The organism is Rhizobium sp. X9, from assembly GCF_018873185.1.
Classification (GTDB): domain Bacteria; phylum Pseudomonadota; class Alphaproteobacteria; order Rhizobiales; family Rhizobiaceae; genus Agrobacterium; species Agrobacterium oryzihabitans.
The window spans coordinates 378,752-397,463 of the sequence record NZ_CP071311.1 but is presented as its reverse complement, the minus strand read 5'-3'; the positions used below and the strand labels follow the sequence as shown (position 1 = coordinate 397,463).

Annotated in this window: 18 protein-coding genes; 7 read left to right on the top strand and 11 right to left on the bottom strand. The window is 60.8% G+C overall.

Going from position 1 to position 18,712, the window contains the following annotated elements:
* Positions 1 to 95 precede the first annotated feature (95 nt).
* The 3 genes from JZY08_RS01935 to JZY08_RS01925 form a co-directional block, all read right to left on the bottom strand.
* Positions 96 to 1,022: a patatin-like phospholipase family protein gene (locus JZY08_RS01935; RefSeq protein WP_216330797.1), complete on the bottom strand. Its 927-nt coding sequence runs from the start codon at positions 1,020 to 1,022 to the stop codon at positions 96 to 98.
* A gap of 147 nt (positions 1,023 to 1,169) precedes the next feature.
* Positions 1,170 to 1,727, bottom strand: coding sequence for a 16S rRNA (guanine(966)-N(2))-methyltransferase RsmD (gene rsmD / locus JZY08_RS01930; protein ID WP_035218695.1), 558 nt, complete (start codon positions 1,725 to 1,727; stop codon positions 1,170 to 1,172).
* Positions 1,708 to 3,687, bottom strand: coding sequence for a pseudouridine synthase (locus JZY08_RS01925; protein ID WP_216330795.1), 1,980 nt, complete (start codon positions 3,685 to 3,687; stop codon positions 1,708 to 1,710). Before JZY08_RS01925 ends, rsmD begins: the two co-directional genes overlap by 20 nt.
* A 71-nt stretch (positions 3,688 to 3,758) precedes the next feature.
* Between JZY08_RS01925 and JZY08_RS01920 the strand changes: the two genes are divergently transcribed.
* Entirely contained in the window at positions 3,759 to 4,217 is a 459-nt protein-coding gene (locus tag JZY08_RS01920; protein WP_020010537.1) for a nucleoside deaminase, read from the top strand.
* A gap of 52 nt (positions 4,218 to 4,269) precedes the next feature.
* Here JZY08_RS01920 and JZY08_RS01915 read toward each other — a convergent pair whose 3' ends face one another.
* The 4 genes from JZY08_RS01915 to JZY08_RS01900 all read right to left on the bottom strand — a co-directional run bounded on the left by JZY08_RS01915 (position 4,270) and on the right by JZY08_RS01900 (position 10,121).
* Positions 4,270 to 4,908 (bottom strand): hypothetical protein, encoded by a 639-nt coding sequence (locus JZY08_RS01915; protein WP_035218698.1) that lies wholly within the window; start codon positions 4,906 to 4,908, stop codon positions 4,270 to 4,272.
* Between the two features lie 142 nt (positions 4,909 to 5,050).
* Positions 5,051 to 7,954, bottom strand: coding sequence for an isoleucine--tRNA ligase (ileS, locus tag JZY08_RS01910; RefSeq protein WP_216330794.1), 2,904 nt, complete (start codon positions 7,952 to 7,954; stop codon positions 5,051 to 5,053).
* Positions 7,955 to 8,234: 280 nt separating this feature from the next.
* Positions 8,235 to 9,215: a bifunctional riboflavin kinase/FAD synthetase gene (locus JZY08_RS01905; protein ID WP_137037167.1), complete on the bottom strand. Its 981-nt coding sequence runs from the start codon at positions 9,213 to 9,215 to the stop codon at positions 8,235 to 8,237.
* Between the two features lie 57 nt (positions 9,216 to 9,272).
* On the bottom strand, positions 9,273 to 10,121 hold the full coding sequence (locus JZY08_RS01900) for a TIGR01459 family HAD-type hydrolase (RefSeq protein WP_003494082.1): 849 nt from the start codon (positions 10,119 to 10,121) through the stop codon (positions 9,273 to 9,275).
* Positions 10,122 to 10,491: 370 nt separating this feature from the next.
* Between JZY08_RS01900 and groES the strand changes: the two genes are divergently transcribed.
* The 4 genes from groES (at position 10,492) to JZY08_RS01880 (ending at position 14,276) form a co-directional block, all read left to right on the top strand.
* Positions 10,492 to 10,788, top strand: a complete 297-nt coding sequence (gene groES / locus JZY08_RS01895; RefSeq protein ID WP_003494080.1) for a co-chaperone GroES — start codon at positions 10,492 to 10,494, stop codon at positions 10,786 to 10,788.
* A gap of 74 nt (positions 10,789 to 10,862) precedes the next feature.
* The gene (gene groL, locus JZY08_RS01890; protein WP_003494079.1) at positions 10,863 to 12,497 is read left to right on the top strand and encodes a chaperonin GroEL; all 1,635 of its coding nucleotides are present in this window, start codon (positions 10,863 to 10,865) and stop codon (positions 12,495 to 12,497) included.
* Between the two features lie 741 nt (positions 12,498 to 13,238).
* Positions 13,239 to 13,673, top strand: coding sequence for a hypothetical protein (locus tag JZY08_RS01885; protein WP_035242017.1), 435 nt, complete (start codon positions 13,239 to 13,241; stop codon positions 13,671 to 13,673).
* 156 nt (positions 13,674 to 13,829) lie between these two features.
* On the top strand, positions 13,830 to 14,276 hold the full coding sequence (locus JZY08_RS01880) for a DoxX family protein (RefSeq protein ID WP_216330792.1): 447 nt from the start codon (positions 13,830 to 13,832) through the stop codon (positions 14,274 to 14,276).
* A gap of 64 nt (positions 14,277 to 14,340) precedes the next feature.
* Here the strand turns inward: JZY08_RS01880 and hisG are convergent, their stop codons facing one another.
* The 4 genes from hisG to hisS are packed head-to-tail and all read right to left on the bottom strand — an operon-like array spanning position 14,341 to position 18,071.
* A complete protein-coding gene (hisG, locus tag JZY08_RS01875) occupies positions 14,341 to 15,033 on the bottom strand; it encodes an ATP phosphoribosyltransferase (protein WP_003494071.1) in 693 nt (230 codons plus the stop codon).
* Complete coding sequence (locus JZY08_RS01870; RefSeq protein WP_137038579.1) at positions 15,030 to 16,157, bottom strand: ATP phosphoribosyltransferase regulatory subunit; 1,128 nt, start codon at positions 16,155 to 16,157, stop codon at positions 15,030 to 15,032. Before JZY08_RS01870 ends, hisG begins: the two co-directional genes overlap by 4 nt.
* Before the next feature lie 17 nt (positions 16,158 to 16,174).
* Positions 16,175 to 16,543: a VOC family protein gene (locus JZY08_RS01865; RefSeq protein WP_003494067.1), complete on the bottom strand. Its 369-nt coding sequence runs from the start codon at positions 16,541 to 16,543 to the stop codon at positions 16,175 to 16,177.
* A 4-nt stretch (positions 16,544 to 16,547) separates the two neighbouring features.
* Positions 16,548 to 18,071, bottom strand: coding sequence for a histidine--tRNA ligase (hisS, locus tag JZY08_RS01860; RefSeq protein ID WP_216330790.1), 1,524 nt, complete (start codon positions 18,069 to 18,071; stop codon positions 16,548 to 16,550).
* Positions 18,072 to 18,227: 156 nt separating this feature from the next.
* Between hisS and JZY08_RS01855 the strand changes: the two genes are divergently transcribed.
* Positions 18,228 to 18,455, top strand: coding sequence for a DUF6290 family protein (locus JZY08_RS01855; protein ID WP_003494062.1), 228 nt, complete (start codon positions 18,228 to 18,230; stop codon positions 18,453 to 18,455).
* Entirely contained in the window at positions 18,439 to 18,708 is a 270-nt protein-coding gene (locus tag JZY08_RS01850; RefSeq protein ID WP_035241660.1) for a type II toxin-antitoxin system RelE/ParE family toxin, read from the top strand. Before JZY08_RS01855 ends, JZY08_RS01850 begins: the two co-directional genes overlap by 17 nt.
* Positions 18,709 to 18,712: the final 4 nt, after the last annotated feature.

Below are 18,712 nucleotides of genomic sequence, written 5' to 3'. Positions count from 1 at the left end.
CGCCCCCTCATCCCGCTGCCGCGACCTTCTCCCCGGCGGGGAGAAGAAGCGAGTGGCACCCGCTCGCTCGATAGTGAATATTCAGGGAGTAGCGCTCAAGCCTCCACGCCTTGCCCGCGATGAAACAGCTCCACCTGCATGTCGATCTGCCGCTTCAGATCGTCCTTGATGCCGGCGGATGCGTTCAGCACCTCCTCGGACTTCAGGAAATCCAGCACTCCGAAACGGTGCACCGGCGGGCGCAGGAAGATGTGCGGCGGACGTAACCTCAGTTTCAGGGCAATTGCCGCCTGCATCATTAGCTGGCTGGCGCCGAACAGGCTGTCCAGCCGGTTCGGCATGGTGGTGCCGTCGCCTTCGGGACCGCCGACCACATCAACGCCGATGACGATATCGGCCTGGTCCAGCAGATGCTCGTAGGGCACGGGATTGAAGATGCCGCCATCGATCATGATGCGGCCATCGATACGAACAGGCATGAACAGGGCCGGAATGGCGGCAGATGCCGCCAGCGCCTGGATGATCTCGCCGCTCTCCACCACCACTTCGGTCTGGGCATAATAATCGGTGGTTATCACCTTGAGCGGAATGGCAAGCTCGGAAAAGTCCTTCGGTAAGGCTTGCGGCATCAAAGCGTGCAGAATGAGCTCGAGATTGAATTGCCCGAGACGAAAACCGTCCACCGCATGGCGCATCGATGCCGGGCCGAGGCTCCAGAGCCGGTTGGCCACCGAACCCTTCCGCCCCATGAGTTCGAGCGTATATTCACGGATTTCCCGGCCCGTCATGCCGGCCGCCATGCCTGCACCGATGATGGAACCGATCGATGAACCTGATAGCGCCACCGGCCGGATACCGAGTTCGTCCAGCGCCTCGATGACGTTGATGTGGCAGATGCCGCGCGCACCGCCGCCGCCGAGCGCCACGCCGAATGTCGGCTCGTGGCCACCCGTGCCGCCGCCTTCGAGAACATCTTCTCCGGTGCGGACGATCGTGACGCTCTCGTTTACACCCTGCTCCATGCGAATACCCAAAACTCTTTCCCCGCACAGGTCCTGTCTGCCGGCATAGCCTATCGCGACACTGGCCTGACAGTATCGGGCGACAGGACGCAGGCTCTGCCTATTCGGCAAACAAGACAAGACCGTGGCGTGACGGGAAGGTTCCCGTCAGGGCTCGTAACGGTAGAAATGCATTTTCGTGTCGCCGAAGATACGGCTTTCAAGCAGCTTGAACGCTGGATCGACATTAACCGCAACATCACCGCGCTCTTCCAGAATGGCAAGCGCGCCGGGTGTGAGCCAGCCGCCGCCATGTGCTGCCGCGAACGCCTTTTCCCCATGGCCATGGCCATAGGGTGGATCGGCAAACAGAAGATCGAAAGGCTCGATATTGTTGACACCGCCAAGCTTGGTGGCGTCACGCCGCAGGATGCGGGCGCGGCCATGCAGGCCGAGCGCATCGATATTTTCCCAGAGCAGCCCCCTGCCCTCAACGCCGTTTTCGACGAAGAGCGCCACGCGACAGCCGCGCGAAAGAGCCTCCAGCCCAACCGCACCGGTTCCGGCGAAAACGTCCAGAACGCGCGTACCGTCAAGACTTTCCGGATAGGCGTGGCTCAGGATATTGAAGAGGCTTTCCCGTGTCCTGTCGATGGTCGGACGAATGGAATTCGATTTCGGCGCGGCCAGTGTCCGGCCGCGGAACTCACCGCCTACGATCCGCATTACGTGTCATTCCCCTGCCTCCAGAAGGTTTGCCACCCGGGCCTTTGCCACCCGGCTTGCCGCCGCCGGGGCCATTGCCGCCGGGGCCTTTACCCTTGCCCGAAAAACCCGAACGTTCGCCACGCTCGCCCGGTTTTCCAAAGGATGGCTTGCCCGATGCGGGTCTGCCACCCGGTTTTGCGCCCCGGGGCTTATCCCCGAAAGGTCGCTCGCCACGCGGACGATCGCTGCGTGGGCGATCACCCTCTTCACGCGGCTTGTCACGGAACGGCCGGTCACCGAAAGGTTTTTCGCCACGGGCGGTGCGATCGCCGAAGCTCTTTTCGCCGCGCGGACGGTCGCTGCGCGGGCGATCACCATCCTCACGCGGCTTGTCGCGGAACGGCCGGTCGCCGAAGGGCTTTCCGCCACGCGCGGTGCGGTCGCCGAAGCTCTTCTCGCCACGGGGGCGGTCGCTGCGCGGGCGGTCACCATCCTCACGCGGCTTATCGCGGAATGGCCTGTCGCCAAAAGTCTTTTCACCGCGCGGCGCGCGATCGCCAAAGCTCTTGCCGCCACGCGGACGGTCGCCGCGTCCGCGACCACCTTCCTCTTCGCGGGGGGAATCCGAACGGATCCACTCGCCCTCGGCATCGGCATGCCTGACGACGTTGCGGCGCGCTTCCGCCTGGGCGGATGGCTTCTTGAACAGGCTTTCCGCTTCCGCACGGGCGGAAGACTTGCGTTCCTTGCCGTCACGGGTCGGCCTTGCGCCGGGCGCCATCCACACATTGGCGGTGCGGTTGGTGCCGGCGGGCTGGCGGGGGCTGCGGCGCTCTTCGCCATCGTCCTCGCTGCGGCCCTTTGCGCCGAACTTCCCGGCGGGCTTGGAGCCGAACTTGCCGGCAGGCTTGTCACCGCGCTTGGTATCGAGACGGCCGAGCGCCTTTTCGCGACGGTCTTCCGGTCTACCGGCGGATTTTTCGAAACGAGGCTTGCCTTCCGGCGCGTCGCCCTTGGCCCATTCGGGCTTGGCGCGTTTGGCCGGGGCCTCTTCCTCATCGTCGCCGGATGTATTGTAGATCGGCGCGTCGAAATTGGCGCCTGCCTCTTCGATCAGACGCGGTCCGAGCTGATCGCGCAGCATGCGGCCGCGCACTTCAAGCACCTTGCCCTCGGCAAGATCGCCGAGCTGGAACGGACCGTAGGAGATACGGATCAGGCGGTTGACCTCAAGGCCGAGCGCGCCGAGCACATTCTTGATCTCGCGGTTCTTGCCTTCGCGCAGACCCATGGTGATCCAGACATTATGGCCCTGGGTACGGTCGAGCGTGGCATCGATTGCGCCATACAGCACACCGTCGACGGCGATGCCGTCCTTCAGCTTGTCGAGTGCGGCCTGATCGACCTCACCATGGGCGCGCACGCGGTAGCGGCGCAGCCAGCCGGTGGTCGGCAGTTCCAGCACACGGGACAGGCCGCCATCATTGGTGAGCAGCAACAGGCCTTCGGTATTGATATCGAGACGGCCGATGGAGAGCACGCGCGGCAGTTCCCCCGGCAGATTGTCGAAAACGGTCGGGCGGCCTTCCGGGTCGGAATTGGTCGTCACCAGACCGGCGGGCTTGTGGTAAAGCCACAGGCGCGTGCGCTCGGCACCGCGAATCGGCATGCCGTCCACTTCGATCTTGTCGGAAAGCGTGGCGTTCACGACCGGGCTATCCAGCTTGACGCCGTTCAGCGACACGCGGCCTTCCATGATCATCCGCTCCACATCGCGGCGCGACGCGACACCGGCGCGGGCCATGATCTTGGAAATGCGTTCGGGCTTGGTGCCGACCACGGTTTCGGGCGCCGGGGCTGCCTTTGCTTCGGCCGGTTTCTTCTCACGCTCCGAGGCCGGCTTGCCGGGGCCTTTCGGCTTCTTGTCGCGGCTAAATGTCTTGCCGCCGTCACGCTTCGGCTTGTCTTTAAAAGTCATTTGCTGTTTGCCTGTTGTTTGGGCTGTCCTATCAGGTCCAAGCACAAGGGTTAAGAGGAAATTGAAACACAATGGCCGAAAGGACGCATTTCATGGAACTGGCGCTGGCGGAAGCCCGCGCCGCCGGCGAACGCCAGGAGGTTCCTATCGGCGCGGTGCTGGTTCTGGATGGCCGCGTCATTGCCCGCTCCGGCAATCGCACCCGTGAATTGAACGATGTGACGGCGCATGCCGAAATCGCCGTCATCCGCATGGCCTGCGAGGCGCTGGGGCAGGAACGGCTGCCCGGCGCCGATCTCTATGTAACCCTTGAGCCCTGCACCATGTGCGCGGCGGCGATCTCATTCGCCCGTATCCGCCGCCTTTATTACGGCGCGGAAGACCCCAAAGGCGGCGCGGTGCATAGTGGTGTGCGCTTCTTCAGCCAGCCGACATGCCACCATGCGCCGGATGTTTATTCGGGACTGGCGGAAAGCGAAAGTGCGGAAATCCTGCGGCAATTTTTCCGCGAGAAACGTCTCGACGATTGAGCGGCCGACGGGAGAAACCTCTCCCGCAGGCCACCATCAGCCCGTCATTTTATCAGAAGGGGTTCCACCAGCTCTTGCCGGTGTTGGCGACAGCCGCTTCTTTCTTGCGGCGCTTTTCCTTCTTCTGTTCCGGCTCACCGAGGTCGGTCAGCTGATCCTGCGGCACGCTGCGATATTCGGCTGGCGGATCGGTAAGGAACCGGCGCTGGGCGTTGACGACGGAGCCGCCCTGGGCTTCGGCCTTCGCCTTGCGGAAGGCTTCCCATTTCTGGCTTTCGGTCATCTGGCCGGCGGTGCCGTTACCGGCAAGCAGCGGCGAGCGGTAATGCGGGTTGTTCTTGTTGGCATCCGCCTCGTCGCGAAGACGTTCGCGGGTCTCTTCCGGCGATTCAACCCATTGCGGGTTGTTTTCGCGGTTCGCCATATTCTGCTGCGGCGCGGCCAATTGTTCGGCACGGGACTGGGCAGGAACGACAAGACCGGGGCGCGGGCTGTATTTCAGGTTGCGCTTGCTCTGGTCACCGGTGATCGAGGTTGCGTTGCCGAGATCGTCGACAAGCTGTTCCGCCGCCGTCTTGCCCGTACCGTAGGTCGGGCTCGTGCAAGCGCCCAGCAGCACGCCTATGGCCGTGATGCCTGCAACCGTGCGAAACATGCCCAAACCCTGCGCATTACCCTGCATCGTCTTCATTGAAACCCTTCCAGCCGTCCGTCCCACTTCGCCAGACATCGTCTTTCGGCAGGCGGCAGCCCGCATTGCCGTGCAAATCCGGCCATTTTCAGGCAGGTGTACCGGATGAAGACGCAAAGCGCAATTCATCCGGCCATTTTCCTTATCCGCGCGCGGCAAGCTCCCGCAGCGCCGCCGCATCGCGGGCCGAAACCTCCGGATAGTCGGGGTCGGAACCGACATCGGTGGTGATGCGCCAGGAACGGGCGCATTTTGCACCTTCCGCCAGCTTCTGCTCGACCACGACCTTTGCAACTTCCGGCAGGCGGAAGCCATCGGCCGGGCCTTCATCACCCACCACCGAAATGGCCGAAGTGATGCAGATTTCGGCGAAATCCTGCCCCTTCAACGCCGCCAGCAGGTCGGCGTCGGCAATGTGCACGACAGGGGCTGCCTCAAGCGAGGAGCCGATGCGCTTTTCGCGGCGCTCGACTTCCAGCGCGCCCGTCACGACGGTGCGAACCTTGCGGATCTTCTCCCACTTCGCTTCCAGTGCATCGTTCTTCCACTCCGCCGGGATTTCCGGGAACTGGACGAGATGCACCGATTCCGCATCCGGATAACGCGAAAGCCACGCTTCTTCCGTGGTGAAGGGCAGCATGGGCGCGAGCCACGAGACGAGGCAATCGAACAGCTTTGCGATGACCGACAGGGCCGCCCGGCGCTTCAGCGACGACGGCGCGTCGCAATAAAGCGTGTCCTTGCGGATGTCGAAATAGAAGGCCGAGAGCTCGACATTGGCGAAATCCACCAGCGCGCGGGCGATCTTCTTGAACTCGAAGCCGTCATAACCTTCGCGAACGACGCCATCCAGTTCGGACAGGCGGTGCAGCACCAGCTTTTCCAGTTCCGGCAGATCGGCATAGGCGATCTCCTCGCCCTCATAATGGGCAAGGGTGCCGAGCATCCAGCGGATGGTGTTGCGCAGTTTGCGATAGGCATCGACATTGGTCTGGATGATGGCCTTGCCGAGGCGCTGGTCTTCCCAATAATCCGTGGTCATGACCCACAGGCGCAGGATATCGGCGCCGGCGTCCTTCATGACTTCCTGCGGCGAAACCACGTTGCCCTTGGACTTGGACATCTTCTCGCCCTTCTCATCCATGGTGAAACCATGGGTGACAACGGCGTTGTAAGGCGCACGGCCACGCGTCGCGCAGCTTTCGAGCAGCGACGAATGGAACCAGCCGCGATGCTGGTCGGACCCTTCCAGATAGACATCCGCCGGCCACTTCATGTCCGGGCGGTCTTCCAGCGTGAAGGTGTGGGTGCAGCCGCTGTCGAACCAGACGTCGAGAATGTCCATGACCTGCTGCCAACGGGCATGATCGTGGTCATTGCCGAGGAAACGCTCCTTGGCGCCTTCGGCGAACCAGGCATCCGCACCTTCGGCCTCGAAGGCCTCGAGGATGCGGGCGTTGACGGCCTCATCGATCAGGACTTCGCCCTTCTCATCGGCGAAGACGGCGATCGGCACGCCCCAGCTGCGCTGGCGCGACAGAACCCAGTCGGGCCGGCCTTCGATCATGGCGCGCAGGCGGTTCTGGCCGGAGGCAGGGACGAAGCGGGTGTCGTCGATGGCGCTCAGCGAGCGCGAACGCAGCGTCGTGCCGTCGCCCAGTTCCTTGTCCATATAGACGAACCATTGCGGCGTGTTGCGGAAGATGACCGGCTTCTTGGAGCGCCAGCTATGCGGATAGCTGTGCTTCAGACGGCCGCGGGCAAACAAATTGTTTTCCGCAATCAGCGCCTTGATGACGCGGTCATTGGCATCGCCCTTCTTGCCGTTATCGTCCATGACGCGGGCAGCGCCGCCTTCGGCAGACGGGCCGAAACCGGGGGCGTCTTCGGTATAGAAACCGTCATCGCCAACCGGGAACGGGATGGCCGACGAAACGCCGCGCGCTTCCAGCTCACGCTGATGCGCGGTCCAGACGTCAAAGTCCTCGCGGCCGTGGCTCGGCGCGGTGTGCACGAAGCCCGTACCGGCATCGTCGGTGACGTGATCGCCTTCGAGAAGCGGAACCGGGAAATCATAACCGAGCGATGCCAGCGGATGCGCGCAGATGATGGCGGCCAGTTCTTCGGTTTTCACGTCGCGAACGAGCTTGAAGGTCAGCTTTGCCTTGGCTGCGGCCTCGTCGGCAAGCTTCTTGGCGAAGATCAGCTTTTCGCCCGGCTGCGGACCGAAATCGTTCTGGGCGCTTTCGACTTCGTAGAGCCCATATTCGACCCGCGACGAAAACGCGATGGCGCGGTTGCCGGGGATGGTCCACGGTGTGGTCGTCCAGATGACGACTGAAGTACCAGAAAGAACAGGAGCGGCCTGCACAACCGGGAACTTCACCCAGATCATGTCGCTCTCGACATCGGCATATTCGACTTCGGCTTCCGCCAGCGCCGTGCGCTCGACCACGGACCACATGATCGGCTTGGAGCCACGATAGAGCTGGCCGGTGCGGGCGATCTTCAGGAGTTCGCCGGCGATGCGGGCTTCGGCGTGGAAGTTCATCGTCGTATAGGGGTTTTCAAAGTCGCCCTCGATGCCGAGGCGCTTGAACTCCTCCGACTGGACCTTGATCCAGCCAGCCGCAAAGTCACGGCATTCCTTGCGGAATTCGTTGACCGGAACCTCGTCCTTGTTCTTGCCCTTGGCGCGATAGGCTTCCTCGATCTTCCATTCGATCGGCAGGCCGTGGCAATCCCAGCCCGGCACGTAGTTGGCGTCGTAGCCGCGCATCTGGAACGAGCGGGTGATGACGTCCTTCAGGATCTTGTTGAGCGCATGGCCGATATGGATATTGCCGTTGGCATAGGGCGGGCCGTCATGCAGCACGAATTTTTCGCGGCCGGCGGCGGAGGCGCGCAGGCGTCTGTAGAGGCCCATCTCCTGCCAGCGCTTGACCGTTTCCGGTTCCTTCTGCGGCAGGCCGGCGCGCATCGGAAAATCCGTCTGCGGCAGATAGAGGGTGGCGGAATAGTCGAATTTTTCTGCGGTGTCGCTCATAATTGTACCGTTGTTGCGCGCCGTATCGGTCGCGCCGTCTCAATTTCAAAGAGGGCAAATTCGGAAAGCACCGTCACAAATGCCATGACAAGCGCCAAAATCCCGGACCTTCCGGCTCTTCAGAGCGGGCGGAAGGCCGGGCCAATAATTCGGCCAATCTGATTTTTAAACATCAACCGGTATTGGGACATGGCCGGTTGTTTATGCGGTTTTCCAGCAAAAAGGAAGAGAAAAGCGACAGCAATATGGGCCGGACTACGGGCTGACCGGCCCTGCCCGCTCAAAACGCGATCTTCTCATCAACTTCGCTTAGCGGCCGCACGCCTGAGAGCATCGCCCTCGCCTCTTCCTCATCGCGCCTGATCTGCGCGACCAGCGGTTCCAGGCCGTCGAATTTCAGCTCGTCACGCAAGTGTCCGAAGAAGGACACCGAACATACTTCGCCGTAGAGATCGCCGGAGAAATCGAAGACATAGGTTTCGAGCAGCGCCGCGCCGTTTTCGGTCACCGTCGGGCGGTAACCGAAACTTGCAACGCCATCGCGGATCGAGCCGTCGGGACGGCGGAACCGTACGGCATAGATGCCCGCCTTTAGTTCCGTTTCAGGTGCCAGCGCCATGTTGGCTGTCGGATAACCCAGCGTGCGCCCAAGCTTCTGGCCGCCGATGACTTCGCTTTCCACCGTGAAGCGGTAACCCAGCAATCCGGCCGCACCCGCCACATCGCCTTCGCACAAATGCGAGCGGATGCGGCTGGAGGAAACGACATCCGAGCCCTCGTCGCGGAAGGCATCCACCAGCGTCACATCGAAACCGTGGCGCTTGCCGGCCGCCATCAGAAATGCCGGGCCGCCTTCGCGACCTTTACCGAAGTGAAAATCAAAGCCGGTGACGACGGCGCTGGCGCCCAGCCAGTCGACCAGAATGGACTTGACGAATTCTTCCGCCGAACGCTGCGAGAATTCCCTGTCGAAGGGGTATTCGATGACGGAGCGGAAACCGATGGCTTCAAGAATGCGCGCCTTCAACGGTGCAGGGGTGAGGCGGAAGACCGGCGTTTCGGGGCGGAACACGGAACGGGGATGCGGCTCGAAGGTCAGAACCAGCGCCGGCACGCCACGCGCCTCGGCCAGTTCCAGCGCGCGGTCCAGAACGGCGCGGTGGCCGCGATGCACACCATCGAAATTGCCGATCGCGATCACGCCGCCTCGAAGAGCTTCCGGCAGTGGCTCTTTTTTTTCGTTGCGATGAAAGACGGTCATGGCAGTCGATCCATTTTTTACGTCAGCTCAGGCCAGATGTTCTCGGGCCAGACGTTCTCAGGCAAGGCGTGGCATCCACCAGCCGGGAGCAGCACCCTGCCCCTTCAGATAGGCGTTCAGAAGCGCCTCGTCCGTGTGGCCGTTCAGCGTATATTCGGCGGCGTGAATGCCGCCGCTGATATAAAGAAGGTTGAGGCCGCTCGCAATCGCGCCCTTCACATCCGTCGGCATGCCATCGCCAATGGCGAGCACGCGATCCTTCGGGAAGGAACCGCGCACTTCTTTGGCCGCCGCAAGGCAGGCTTCATAGATCGGCGCATGCGGCTTGCCGGCAATGCGGACTTCGCCGCCGAGCTGTTCATAATAGGCGGCCATGGCACCGGCGCAGGGAATGATGCGCTCGCCGCGCTCCACCACCAGATCGGGATTGGCGCAGATCATCGGCGCGCCGCGGGCGATGAAGCCCTTGAGCATCTCGGTATAATCCTCGGGGGTTTCCGTCTCGTCGTCGAAGAAACCGGTGCAGACGACGGATTGCGCTTCCGCCTCGCCCACCCGTTCGACATCGAGACCTTCGAGCAGCGGCATGTCCCGCTCCGGGCCAAGCAGGAAGACTTTCTTCGGACCTTCGGCGATCAGGCCGCGGGTAACGTCGCCGGAAGTGATGATGCGGTCATAAGCCTCATCCGGCACGCCGAGCACGCGAAGCTGGGCAATGACACCGGGGGCTGGACGCGGCGAATTGGTGATGAGCACCACCGTCTTGCCGGCCTTGCGCGCTTCGTGCAGTGCAACCGCCGCATGGGGAAAAGCGCTGACGCCATTGTGCAGCACGCCCCAGACATCCGAAAGAATAACGTCGAACCCATCAGTGATTTCGCCGAGGGTGAGAATGCGATGGGCCATGATATGCTTTCCGGATGCGAGAAAAGGGTGTGCGTCACATCGCAAAGCAAAGGGCCGATGGCAAGGAAAAAAGCGGCGCTGAAGCCGCCCTGCGAAGCACACGCCACTGTGCGAACATAAAACCCCGCTAAGCCGGATAACGATGGCGGGTCGCAAAAGGGTGATTTATCCCTGTCGACAGCTCCGTGGAAATTTCTGTCATGGAACGCTGATAACCATAGCGCATAAAATTTTTCCGACGGCGCGTTCTTGACTCAGGTAGAACGCCTCCTTATCTCGGTTTCGCTGGCACTCCAACAAGGGGAGTGCTAACACCCATCACGTGAACCTCCAAAAGGTTCCTGAAGTCATTTGATCGAGGGATTAGGCAATGACAAGCACCAATTTCCGCCCGCTTCATGATCGCGTCGTCGTTCGTCGCGTTGAATCCGAAGCAAAGACCAAGGGCGGCATCATCATTCCCGATACCGCCAAGGAAAAGCCGCAGGAAGGCGAAATCGTCGCCGTCGGTTCCGGCGCACGTGACGAGGCCGGCAAGGTCGTCGCTCTCGACGTCAAGGTTGGCGATCGCGTCCTGTTCGGCAAGTGGTCGGGCACTGAAGTCAAGCTCGACGGCGAAGACCTTCTGATCATGAAGGAAGCCGACATCATGGGTATCATCGGCTGATTTCGCCGGACCCATCGTTTCCGTAAATTTCAAGCCGGACCCGGTCCGGCCGTTCGAAACCAGGAGTTTTGAAAATGGCAGCCAAAGAAGTCAAATTCGGCCGCACAGCGCGCGAAAAGATGCTCAAGGGCGTCGACATTCTCGCTGATGCAGTGAAGGTCACCCTCGGCCCGAAGGGTCGTAACGTCGTAATCGACAAGTCCTTCGGCGCTCCGCGCATCACCAAGGACGGCGTTTCGGTCGCCAAGGAAATCGAACTGGAAGACAAGTTCGAGAACATGGGCGCACAGCTCGTTCGCGAAGTCGCTTCCAAGACCAACGACATCGCCGGTGACGGCACCACCACCGCAACGGTTCTGGCCCAGGCCATCGTTCGCGAAGGTGCAAAGGCAGTTGCTGCCGGCATGAACCCGATGGACCTGAAGCGCGGCATCGATCTGGCCGTTGCAGAAGTCGTCAAGGACCTTCAGGCCAAGGCCAAGAAGATCAACACTTCGGAAGAAGTTGCTCAGGTCGGCACGATCTCCGCAAACGGCGAACGTCAGATCGGCCTCGACATTGCTGAAGCAATGCAGCGCGTCGGCAACGAAGGCGTCATCACCGTTGAAGAAGCCAAGACCGCTGAAACCGAACTCGAAGTCGTCGAAGGCATGCAGTTCGACCGCGGCTACCTGTCGCCCTACTTCGTGACCAACCCGGAAAAGATGGTTGCGGACCTCGAGGACGCCTACATCCTTCTGCACGAAAAGAAGCTTTCGAACCTCCAGGCCATGCTGCCTGTTCTCGAAGCTGTCGTTCAGACCGGCAAGCCGCTCGTCATCATCGCTGAAGACGTCGAAGGCGAAGCTCTTGCAACGCTCGTCGTCAACAAGCTGCGTGGCGGCCTCAAGATCGCTGCCGTCAAGGCTCCTGGCTTCGGCGACCGCCGCAAGGCCATGCTGGAAGACATCGCCATCCTGACCGGTGGTACCGTCATCTCCGAAGACCTCGGCATCAAGCTCGAAAGCGTTACCCTCGACATGCTCGGCAAGTCGAAGAAGGTTTCGATCTCCAAGGAAAACACCACGATCGTTGACGGTGCCGGCCAGAAGTCGGACATCGAAGGCCGCGTTGCCCAGATCAAGGCGCAGATCGAAGAAACCACTTCCGACTACGACCGCGAAAAGCTGCAGGAACGTCTTGCCAAGCTCGCTGGCGGCGTTGCCGTTATCCGCGTTGGCGGTTCGACGGAAGTTGAAGTGAAGGAAAAGAAGGACCGCATCGACGACGCTCTCAACGCGACGCGCGCTGCTGTTCAGGAAGGCATCGTACCGGGCGGCGGCGTTGCCCTGCTGCGTTCTTCCACGAAGATCACCGCCAAGGGTGCAAACGACGACCAGGAAGCTGGCATCAACATCGTTCGCAAGGCTCTGCAGGCTCTGGTTCGCCAGATCGCAGAAAACGCTGGTGACGAAGCTTCCATCGTTGTTGGCAAGATCCTCGAAAAGAACGAAGACAACTACGGCTACAACGCCCAGACCGGCGAATATGGCGACCTGATCCAGCTCGGCATCGTCGACCCGGTCAAGGTTGTTCGCACGGCTCTGCAGAACGCAGCTTCGGTTGCTTCGCTGCTGATCACCACCGAAGCCATGATCGCCGAACTTCCGAAGAAGGAATCGGCAATGCCCCAGATGCCTGGCGGCGGCATGGGCGGCATGGACTTCTAATCAGTCCTGTCTCTGGAATAAGAAAGGGCGGTCTTCGGATCGCCCTTTTTCTTTGCCGCCAATGCCATCTTGGTGGTCTGGCGTCGCAAGCGCACCAGACGGGCGGCATGGACTTCCAATCAGTCCTGTCTCTGGAATAAGAAAGGGCGGTCTTCGGATCGCCCTTTTTTCTTTGCCGCCAATGCCATCTTGGTGGTCTGGCGTCGCAAGCGCACCAGACGGGCGGCATGGACTTCCAATCAGTCCTGTCTCTGGAATAAGAAAGGGCGGTCTTCGGATCGCCCTTTTTCTTTGCCGCGGGGGGAAACCGGCGACGCCAAATCCGCAAGATATTGCAACCTGGCCGATGCGGGCTAAAAATATTGTCTCTTTTTGGGACAGGATCGACCTTAGCCGGCTTGTTTTTGGAAGTGCATGCAATAATAGGACAGCCCAAAGAGCGAATCGCAATCGCATGTGGGGCGGAGTTTCGCCCTCGCCGGCTTATAAGTTCGACACATAGTTGTCTTTTTTCATATATTTCGCGATTGCGATGAAGGAATACATAATATTTTTGATTTTCTCTCTGACAGGTTGTTGTGGGTAAGAGAAAATAAACTATAAGTCAGCCCCCGTAAGGGTGCCGCGACGGAACGCAAGCATTGAAGGGGTTCGATGCCTGGCTAACACGTTCGACTGCGGGTGGCGGTGGAAGTTCAACTTGGCAGCGACGCTTGAAATTGCGGTGCTGGTACGATGTTCATGCGGGGGCGCGATTTGTTCGAAATATCAAGACGCAACGATGCTCTGCCTGCGGCCGTGACGACCACGCCCGATCCCCGAACCCTGTCCAATTTCTTCATTTCGGAGGAGTGGAGCAGCGATCTTTCAAGCGGTGTCATCCGGCTCGGCGAACAGGCCTCCTTCATGCACGGTCTGCCGCCCGGCGAATGCGGTCTGCTCAGCCTTGTCCGCTGTTACGATCGCAGCGACCATGCCCGCGTGCTGGAGCTTTTCGAGCAGGCCTCCACTGCGCCTTCACGATTCTGCTTTTCCACCAACCTCTTCATCCTGCCGGCGATGCGACAGCCCGTCATCTGCATGGGTGAATCCGCCGGTTTCGAGGACGACCGGCAAGGGCGGATTTCCGGGCTCTTCCTGTTTCCGCGTTTCGAAGATATTCGCTTCGCCGCCTAGACATCATCGGCTCGCGGCCGACGATCGTTCACAAAATGACGACAATTCGTCTCCTCTTGTTCATCTTTATGAGCGAGTAATTTTCGGCCATTGATATCTCCAGACATTGCCCTGCAGCTTAACCGGCGACACGCCGATCACTTACCGGAGATTTCCATGTCCAGCAGCCAGAACGTTCTCGTTCTCATCGCCCGCATTCTGCTTTCCTTCATCTTCATCTCTTCAGGCTTCAGCAAGCTTGTCGATCCAGCCGGTACGGCCGGCATGATCACGGGCGCCGGCCTGCCCGCCGCAACCGCGCTTGCCTATGTTGCAGGCCTGTTCGAACTCGTTGCCGGCCTTGCCATTCTCACTGGTTTCCAGACCAGGATCGCCGCCTGGGCGCTTGCCGTCTTCTGCGTCTTCACCGGTCTGGTGTTCCACAGCGGCACCGTTGCCGTTCCCGGCTGGCCTGAGCCGGCTCTTGGCTGGATCAACACGCTGAACGGCATCATGATGGTGAAGAACATCACCCTTGCCGGCGCCTACATCCTGCTTGCCGCCTTCGGCCCCGGCGCCTACTCCGTCGACGCAAGACGCGGCGCGGCTGTGGCCCACGCATAAGCCAAATGGATCGACCAATAAAAAAGCCGCCGGATCGCTCCGGCGGCTTTTTTGTTTTACGTCGTCAAACCGCAGCCCTGATGCGCGAGGCGATCTCCTGAACCGCCGCATCGCCCTCATGGTCCGCCTTGCGGGCGCGTACGAAGCAGGCTTCCGAACGGACGATGATGCCGTCGGAGAGGATTTTCAGGTGGTTGGCCTTCAGCGTCGAGCCGGTGGAGGTGATATCGACGATGATATCCGCCTGCCCTGCCGCCGGCGCACCTTCAGTCGCGCCCAGGCTTTCGACGATGCGATAAAGCTGAATGCCGTGCTGGCGCGAAAAGAACTGCTGCGTCAGCCGCCAGTATTTGGTGGCGATGGCGAGCCTTCGTCCGTGACGTGCGCGGAATTCAGATGCGACGTCGCCGAGATCAGCCATGCTGTCCACATCCAGCCAGATTTCCGGCACGGCGACAACGACGTCCGCATGGCCGAAACCGAGGCGGGCGCAGAATTCCACCTGCGCATCGGCGTTGGTCAGCCCCTCGCGCACGAGGTCCTCCCCCGTCACGCCGAAATCCACCGTACCAGCGCCGATCTCGCGGGCAATCTCGGAGGCTGACAGATAAGCGATCTCGATATCATCACGCCCTTCGATGCGGCCGCGATAGGAACGGTCGTTGCCGACAGCCGCGACTTTCAACCCGGCGCGCTCCAGAACGGCGGAGGCGTCTTCCTTCATCCGGCCCTTGGAGGGCAATGCGATGGTGATCATGGCTTGTCGCTCCCCCGCACCGCTTCGATGCGATCCAGCCAGAGCGAAAAGCCCACGGCGGGTATTTTTTCCTGTGCGCCGAGCAGGGTCAGCAGCCGGTCGAAACGGCCGCCACCCGCCAGAACGCTGTCTCCGCCCGCTTCCACCACCTCGAAAACAAGGCCGGTATAATAATCGAGCGGACGACCGAAGGCTGCGCCATAGGTAACCGTTTCCAGATCGACGCCAGCATTGGCAAGTGCTGCGACACGTTTATCGAAAGCGGAAAGCGCGCCATCCAGTTTCAGTTTCGCCTTTGCAGCGAAGTCAGCCAGAATTTGCGATGCCTGCGGCAAGGGCGCCTGCAGGGCCAGGAACTGCTTGAGCAGCTCGAAGCTCTCATCCGGCAGGCGCGTGGCGGCAAGCGCCAGCTTTTCCCGCAGGCGGCGGGCAATTTCCTGCGGTGAGCGGCTGGCATTGGTGGAATAGCCGGTTTCCTGCATCACCGTGTCGAGATAATCGACCAGCACCGCCTCTTCGCCTGTGGCCAGAAGGCCGGCGACCCGCGCGTCGAGGCCGGTCATGGGTTTGGGATGCACGAGGCTTTCCAGCAACGCGTCCAGCTGCGCCATATCGCCAAAGGCCTGCACCAGCCGCTTCTGCCAGCCGAGCGGCAGGCCGAGAGCTGCGACGACCGCTTCGAACACCTGCTGGTCTCCCAGCGTGACGGAGAGTGAACGGCCGGGCAGCAGCCGCTTGAGGATGGCGGTTGCGTCTATCACGGCGCGGGCATCGGCAGCGGCAATATCGGTGTCGCCAAGATCCTCGATGCCAGCCTGATAAAATTCGTTCGCACCTTCACGGCGCTGGCGGAAGACCTCGCCCAGATAGGAATAACGCTTCGGCGTACCGGTCGCCGTCTCGATATGGCGCAGGCAGACGGGAATGGTGAATTCCGGGCGCAGGCACAGGCTCTCGCCCGTCTCGCTCTCCGTCATGAAAATACGGCGTCGCAAATCTTCGCCCGCCATATCCAGAAAGGGTTCGGCGGGCTGGATGACCGGCGTGTTCACACGGCTCGTGCGGCGCGCGGCGAATTCTTCCAGTAGCTCTCCGGAAAATTCCGGCATGTCGATCAGGGGCATGGAAACGGTACTTTTCGTCACGGTTCGAGCGGCTGCATCATTTCGATGCGGTTTCCGAAGGGATCATGGACATAAAACCGGTGATATCCTTCAAGCGGCTCATCCTCAACCACATGGCAGCCTGCTGTTTCAAGTGTTTTTCGCAAGGTTGCCATATCATCGACCAGAAAGGCCGGATGGGCTTTCTTCGCCGGGCGGAAATCCTGCTCGACGCCGAGATGCAGTTTTATCGAACCCCGGCTGAACCAGCACCCGCCGCGCGCGGCGAGATTAGTGGGCTTGGCCTGCTCCGCAAAGCCGAGCAGGCCGCCATAAAAAGCGCGCGCCTCATCCTCACGGCCCGCCGGCATAGCCAGTTGAACATGGTCGAGCGCGAGGATCGCCATGACCTTAACGCCCTTCGGCGGCGCGGCGAACGTCCTCTGCCTGATGCTCCAGAATCTCGCGGACCTTCGCCACCAGATCCGCCTCCAGTACGGTGACCTGCGCCACACGCGCCTCGCGCCAGCTGGCATTGTCCTCGATCTCGCCGGAGAGACGCTTGCCTTCGATCAGATCCTTGATCTGCACCACACCTTCGGCGCGCTCATCACCGCCCTGAATGATGGCGATGGGGGAACCGAGGCGGTCGGCATATTTCAGCTGGTTGCCGAATTTCTTCCAGTTGCCCTGATACATTTCAGCGCGGATGCCCTCATTGCGCAGCGCCTGCGTGAATATCTGGTAGCGGGCCATGCTCTGCACATCGCCATCCATGACGGTGATCAGGACGGGCGCGAGCGGCTTGACCTGACCGAGCTTGCCGAGGTTTTTGAGGGCGGTCATCAGGCGCGAAACGCCGATGGAGAAGCCCGTTGCCGGAACCGGCTGGCCCATGAAGCGCGAGACGAGGCCATCATAACGCCCGCCGCCGCCAACGGACCCGAACACGACCTTTTCACCCTTTTCATTGGTGACGTCGAAGCTCAGCTCGGCTTCATAGACGGGGCCGGTATAATATTCGAGGCCGCGAACGACCGAGGGGTCGATCTTGATGCGCGTCGCATCGTAACCGGCACTGGTGACCAGAGCGCCAATGATGTTCAGCTCCTCAACGCCTTCCTCGCCTTTCGAGGTGCCCGCAACCAGTTTCGCCAGATCATCGGCGCTTGCCGCATAATCCTTGATACCGACGAAAAACAGCACCTTTTCGATCTGTTCTTCGCCAAGACCAGCGCCCTTGGTGAAATCGCCGGATTCATCCTTGCGGCCTGGACCGAGCAACAGCTTCACACCTTCAGGACCGAACTTGTCGAGCTTGTCGATGGCGCGCAGCACGTTGAGGCGACGACCGGCATTGTCCTCGCCGCCGAGGCCGATGGCTTCCATCACACCATCAAGCACCTTGCGATTGTTGACGCGGATGACATAGTCGCCGCGTTGAATGCCCAGCGCTTCCAGTGTATCGGCCATCATCATGCACATTTCGGCATCGGCCTGCACGCCGGCGGCGCCCACCGTATCGGCATCGAACTGCATGAACTGCCGGAAGCGGCCGGGGCCGGGCTTTTCATTGCGGAAGACATAACCGGCGCGATAGGTGCGGTATGGCAGCTGGATTTCGTTAAAGTTTTCCGCGACATGGCGGGCGAGCGGCGCGGTGAGATCGTAGCGCAGGCTCATCCATTGGTCGTCATCGTCCTGCAGCGAAAACACGCCTTCGTTCGGACGGTCGCTATCGGGCAGGAATTTGCCGAGCGCATCGGTATATTCGAACAGCGGGGTTTCCACCGGATCGAAGCCGTAAAGCTCGTAGACCCTGCGGATCTTCTCGATCATCTCATTCACGGCATGAATATCGGCAACCGAGCGATCCACGAAGCCGCGCGGCAGGCGGGCTTTCAGTTTCTGAGGCTTTTTTGCTTTTTCGCTCATGATGCCGATCCGATATTTTCCTGAAATTATGCCGGTGTATTAGAGGATGAAGCCCTGTGCGGCAAGCTGCAAAGGCTCAGTTCTGCTGGCCGGCGCAGCCAAGCGGTGCTATATGGGATACATGTATCCCAATTCGGATCGGGAAGGACGCGACCCATGAGCAAACAGACGGCCATTCGCCTGCCTGATGAGACCTATGAACGGCTGAAAGCGCTGTCCGCGCGCACCGGCCGCACATCCGCTTTTTACATCCGCGAGGCGATCGAGAAACATATCGAGGATATGGAAGATCTCTATCTCGCCGAAGAGGCAGTGCGACAAATCCAGCGTGGCGAAGCAAAGGTGATAAGCGCCGAGGAGTTCTGGCGTGATCTGGACAATTGAGTACCACACACTTGTCCAGAAAGAGATGCGCAAGTTAAATCCGGAAATACGCCGGAGAATCCGCGCCTTTCTCCACGAAAGATTGGCGGTGCTCGACGATCCCCGTCAGACAGGTTCCGCCCTGCAAGGCTCCGAACTCGGAAATTTCTGGCGCTACCGGGTGGGCGATTACCGCATCATCTGCGATATACAGGATCACAAGCTTGTCGTGCTGGTGGTCGAAATCGGCCATCGCCGCGAAATTTACCGTTAGGCAT

Bases quoted from the DNA above. Each gene is read 5' to 3' on its own strand.
- JZY08_RS01915 (WP_035218698.1), bottom strand. From the start codon at position 4,908: ATGAAGACGATGCAGGGTAATGCGCAGGGTTTGGGCATGTTTCGCACG.
- JZY08_RS01865 (WP_003494067.1), bottom strand. From the start codon at position 16,543: ATGGCGATCCTCGCGCTCGACCATGTTCAACTGGCTATGCCGGCGGGC.
- JZY08_RS01855 (WP_003494062.1), top strand. From the start codon at position 18,228: ATGAGCAAACAGACGGCCATTCGCCTGCCTGATGAGACCTATGAACGG.
- hisG (WP_003494071.1), bottom strand. From the start codon at position 15,033: ATGATCACCATCGCATTGCCCTCCAAGGGCCGGATGAAGGAAGACGCC.
- JZY08_RS01925 (WP_216330795.1), bottom strand. From the start codon at position 3,687: ATGACTTTTAAAGACAAGCCGAAGCGTGACGGCGGCAAGACATTTAGC.
- JZY08_RS01885 (WP_035242017.1), top strand. From the start codon at position 13,239: ATGCGGGGGCGCGATTTGTTCGAAATATCAAGACGCAACGATGCTCTG.
- JZY08_RS01920 (WP_020010537.1), top strand. From the start codon at position 3,759: ATGGCCGAAAGGACGCATTTCATGGAACTGGCGCTGGCGGAAGCCCGC.
- groES (WP_003494080.1), top strand. From the start codon at position 10,492: ATGACAAGCACCAATTTCCGCCCGCTTCATGATCGCGTCGTCGTTCGT.
- hisS (WP_216330790.1), bottom strand. From the start codon at position 18,071: ATGAGCGAAAAAGCAAAAAAGCCTCAGAAACTGAAAGCCCGCCTGCCG.
- JZY08_RS01870 (WP_137038579.1), bottom strand. From the start codon at position 16,157: ATGCCCCTGATCGACATGCCGGAATTTTCCGGAGAGCTACTGGAAGAA.
- JZY08_RS01880 (WP_216330792.1), top strand. From the start codon at position 13,830: ATGTCCAGCAGCCAGAACGTTCTCGTTCTCATCGCCCGCATTCTGCTT.
- JZY08_RS01935 (WP_216330797.1), bottom strand. From the start codon at position 1,022: ATGGAGCAGGGTGTAAACGAGAGCGTCACGATCGTCCGCACCGGAGAA.
- JZY08_RS01900 (WP_003494082.1), bottom strand. From the start codon at position 10,121: ATGGCCCATCGCATTCTCACCCTCGGCGAAATCACTGATGGGTTCGAC.
- groL (WP_003494079.1), top strand. From the start codon at position 10,863: ATGGCAGCCAAAGAAGTCAAATTCGGCCGCACAGCGCGCGAAAAGATG.
- ileS (WP_216330794.1), bottom strand. From the start codon at position 7,954: ATGAGCGACACCGCAGAAAAATTCGACTATTCCGCCACCCTCTATCTG.
- rsmD (WP_035218695.1), bottom strand. From the start codon at position 1,727: ATGCGGATCGTAGGCGGTGAGTTCCGCGGCCGGACACTGGCCGCGCCG.
- JZY08_RS01905 (WP_137037167.1), bottom strand. From the start codon at position 9,215: ATGACCGTCTTTCATCGCAACGAAAAAAAAGAGCCACTGCCGGAAGCT.